At 44.7% G+C, this 3,148-nt stretch carries 4 protein-coding genes and 1 pseudogene; 3 read left to right on the top strand and 2 right to left on the bottom strand.

The window, feature by feature from the left end; all coding sequences use genetic code 11:
• Positions 1-46: 46 nt before the first annotated feature.
• The 3 genes from CLV38_RS13420 (at position 47) to CLV38_RS13410 (ending at position 1,883) form a co-directional block, all read left to right on the top strand.
• Complete coding sequence (locus CLV38_RS13420) at positions 47-940, top strand: alpha-hydroxy-acid oxidizing protein (protein ID WP_106196476.1); 894 nt, start codon at positions 47-49, stop codon at positions 938-940.
• Between the two features lie 226 nt (positions 941-1,166).
• Positions 1,167-1,613: a ribonuclease domain-containing protein gene (locus CLV38_RS13415; protein ID WP_245920599.1), complete on the top strand. Its 447-nt coding sequence runs from the start codon at positions 1,167-1,169 to the stop codon at positions 1,611-1,613.
• Entirely contained in the window at positions 1,614-1,883 is a 270-nt protein-coding gene (locus CLV38_RS13410; RefSeq protein WP_106196471.1) for a barstar family protein, read from the top strand.
• Positions 1,884-1,966: 83 nt separating this feature from the next.
• Here CLV38_RS13410 and CLV38_RS13405 read toward each other — a convergent pair whose 3' ends face one another.
• Positions 1,967-2,740, bottom strand: a complete 774-nt coding sequence (locus CLV38_RS13405; RefSeq protein ID WP_106196468.1) for an SDR family NAD(P)-dependent oxidoreductase — start codon at positions 2,738-2,740, stop codon at positions 1,967-1,969.
• A gap of 267 nt (positions 2,741-3,007) precedes the next feature.
• Positions 3,008-3,148, bottom strand: a pseudogene (locus CLV38_RS13400) (IS256 family transposase); the annotation flags it as partial.

Here is a 3,148-nt window from a genome sequence, read left to right as displayed (position 1 = left end):
TTTGATGTAAAGCTTTACAGCTATCAATCTTTTTTGGTAAGAGTACATGGACATTCTCCTGTCTTATAGTAGTCCAAGATTATGTCCGCACCTCCTAGTCACGATCATCATGGCACCGATCGCCGCACATGGATTGGCCCATGAAAGCAAGGAAGTCGGGACGGCCAAAGGTGTGTCAGACTACGGGACAATCTTGTCCATCAGTTCCTATACTGGCTCTGATCTGGACGAAACAGCTGAAGTCGTCAAAGGGACACCGATATGGTTCCAACTCTATATGAGCAAGGATAATAGCGTCAACAAAGCGGTCCTAGACGAAGCCAAAGCAGATGGGGCGACCGCCATTATATTGACCGCTGATGCGACTGTGATGGGGAACCGGGAGAAAGACTTACGAAACAAATTCGTCTTTCCCTTTGATATGCCGATCGTCTCCAGACACTTTCGTGGCAGCGTGGAAGATGAGGCTTTGAACAATATTTATTTAGAATCCAAGCAGAAGATCAACGCAGAAGATATCCGGTTCATCGCGGACTACAGTAAGCTGCCGGTCCTGATCAAAGGGGTGCAGTCGCCAGAAGATGCACGCCTAGCCTTGGATGCCGGGGCGGCCGGGATCTGGGTCTCCAACCATGGCGGACGTCAGCTGGACGGGGCGCCGGGCGCCTTTGAAATGCTTGAAGAGATCGCCGAAGTGGTCGACAAACGCGTACCGATCGTTTTTGACAGTGGGATACGACGCGGTGAACATGTCTTTAAAGCACTGGCAAGCGGCGCAGACATCGTAGCGATCGGTCGGCCGGTTTTGTATGGCTTAGCACTAGGTGGAAGGAAAGGCGTAAGATCTGTTTTCAATTACTTTGAAGAAGATTTGAAGCGTGTCATGCAGCTGGCAGGTACGCAGACGATCGAAGATGTGAAAAGAACTGAGCTCTATTAAAAATATAAGCGGCATAAAACGAATAGGATATGGACTATCTTATTTGTTTTTTTGTACACTATTTTAACAAAACTAAAACGCTCATAACAGATAGTGGAACACTTCTAACGTGCTTCTCTAGATAATGTGCTATACTTTTAGATATAATCAATAATTGAGTTGAGCAAAGGAGTGAATGACTTTGGGGAAAAAGATACTGGCTGGTTTAGCTATAGGGACGAGTTTGGTGCTCTCTGGCTGCGCAGAGCTTGAAGTTGTCCTTGACGAGGTGATCGAAGAGGAACAGACTGAAACCACCGATGAGATCAGGAACGAGACCATTGAAGAAGACGGCTATTACTCAACGCCTGAAGATGTGGCTATGTACATCCATACATATGACGAGCTGCCAAACAATTACTTGACGAAAGAAGAAGCGCGCGAACTGGGCTGGGAAGCCAGTGAAGGGAACCTGTGGGAAGTGACCGACGAGATGCTGATTGGCGGCGATTATTTTGGGAACCGTGAAGGACTGCTTCCGGAAGAAGACGGCCGCGATTACTTTGAAGCTGACGTCAACTACGAAGGCGGCTACCGCGGCGCCGAACGGCTGGTCTATTCCAACGACGGACTGATTTACTATACCGACGATCATTACGACAGTTTCCAGCAGCTTTACGGGGAGGACGAGTAGATGAGGACAGTAAAACTAGACGGCGAACGCATGACGACTAAAGAAACCGCGCACCGCTACATCAAAGAACAGCTCGACATCCCGAGCTATTTCGGCCATAACCTCGACGCCTTGTACGACGCCTTGAGTGTCTACGACAAGGACCTCTCGATCATGCTCATCAACAAACCCGAACTCATGGAACACTTGGGACCCTACGGCGAACGACTGGTTCAGACCTTCTGGGACGTCGAGAAAGTGAACAGGAATATTGGGTTTAAGGTGATCTGATAGTCTTACAATTAAACACATGGAAAAGGAGCCGAAAACATCAATGTTTTCGGCTCCTTTTGACTATTTCTATGAGTAAGTTTTTATTGCTGTGCTCCCATTCCACCATCAATACGGTATTGTGAACCGGTAATGAATCGACTTTCTTTAGATCCCAGGAAAATGACAAGGTTGGCAATGTCTTCAGCTTCCGCATATTCACCAAACGGAATAGTCGCTTCCAGCTGATTTTTAATATTCTCTGCATCTTCATCAGCGAGGCCTTTTTCCACTTCATCCATCATAGAGGTGCCGACTGGCGAAGGGTGAATTGAATTGATTCTAATTTTGTGTTCAGCATTTTCGAGTGCAGCCGTTTTTGTCAGCCCGACGACGGCATGTTTAGAGGTAGAGTAAGGTGACAATCCTGGTGACCCTCGCAGCCCGTCGACTGAGGATGTATTTATGATGCTGCCACCGTTTTGCTCACGCATCACTGGAATAACGTGCTTCATTCCTAGGAAGACACCGCCAGCATTGATGTTCAAGACCCTTTGGAAGTTCTCATAAGTCTGTTTATGAACGAAATTAACATCACCGATGATCCCGGCATTGTTGAAGAACACATCGATGGTTCCAAATTTATCTGTTGTTTCATTGACGTATGTTTTAACATCTTCTTCATCAGATACATCGGCAGTGATTGTGTGCACACGATCATTTCCGTTTAATCCGCTTTTCGTTTCTTCAAGGGCGTCTGAATCAATATCTACTAATACAACATTAGCACCCTCGTCCAGCGCTTTCTGAGCGGTCACTTTACCAATACCGCCGCTACCACCGGTGATCAGAACTGTTTTACTATCAAGGCGTTTCATCAAATCTCCTCCTATTAAAATATAGTACATCTACATCATAACAGGGTAAAATTAGAGCTTCAAACAAAACGCTTATAAAAAGTAAGTGAAAGGTCAGTCGTGTTATTGAAAAGATTTTATTGATTGAGAAGAAATTTTTCGTTTTTTATATTAGCAATAGTAGGAAAATTTATTTATGATAATTATAACTTTGTTAACGAAAAAAATGATAAAGGGAGTGTCAATAATTATGTGTAAATGAAGTGCTCCTTCTATAAAATCGATTTATTAATTTGTTAATCTTTCAAACATTTTTTCTAGCTCTGCTTCAGCTTGTTGGAAGCCGCGGTGAATCCGTGTCAAAAACTTCTGATTGTACGTATCAAAACGGGAAACCAAAAAGCGATCCATAGATTCTTCATTCTGAAA

The organism is Alkalibacterium olivapovliticus (assembly GCF_003003275.1).
Taxonomy (GTDB): Bacteria; Bacillota; Bacilli; order Lactobacillales; family Carnobacteriaceae_A; genus Alkalibacterium; species Alkalibacterium olivapovliticum.
Note: the sequence above shows the minus strand (reverse complement) of the source record. Positions and strands in the feature narration are given on the sequence as shown.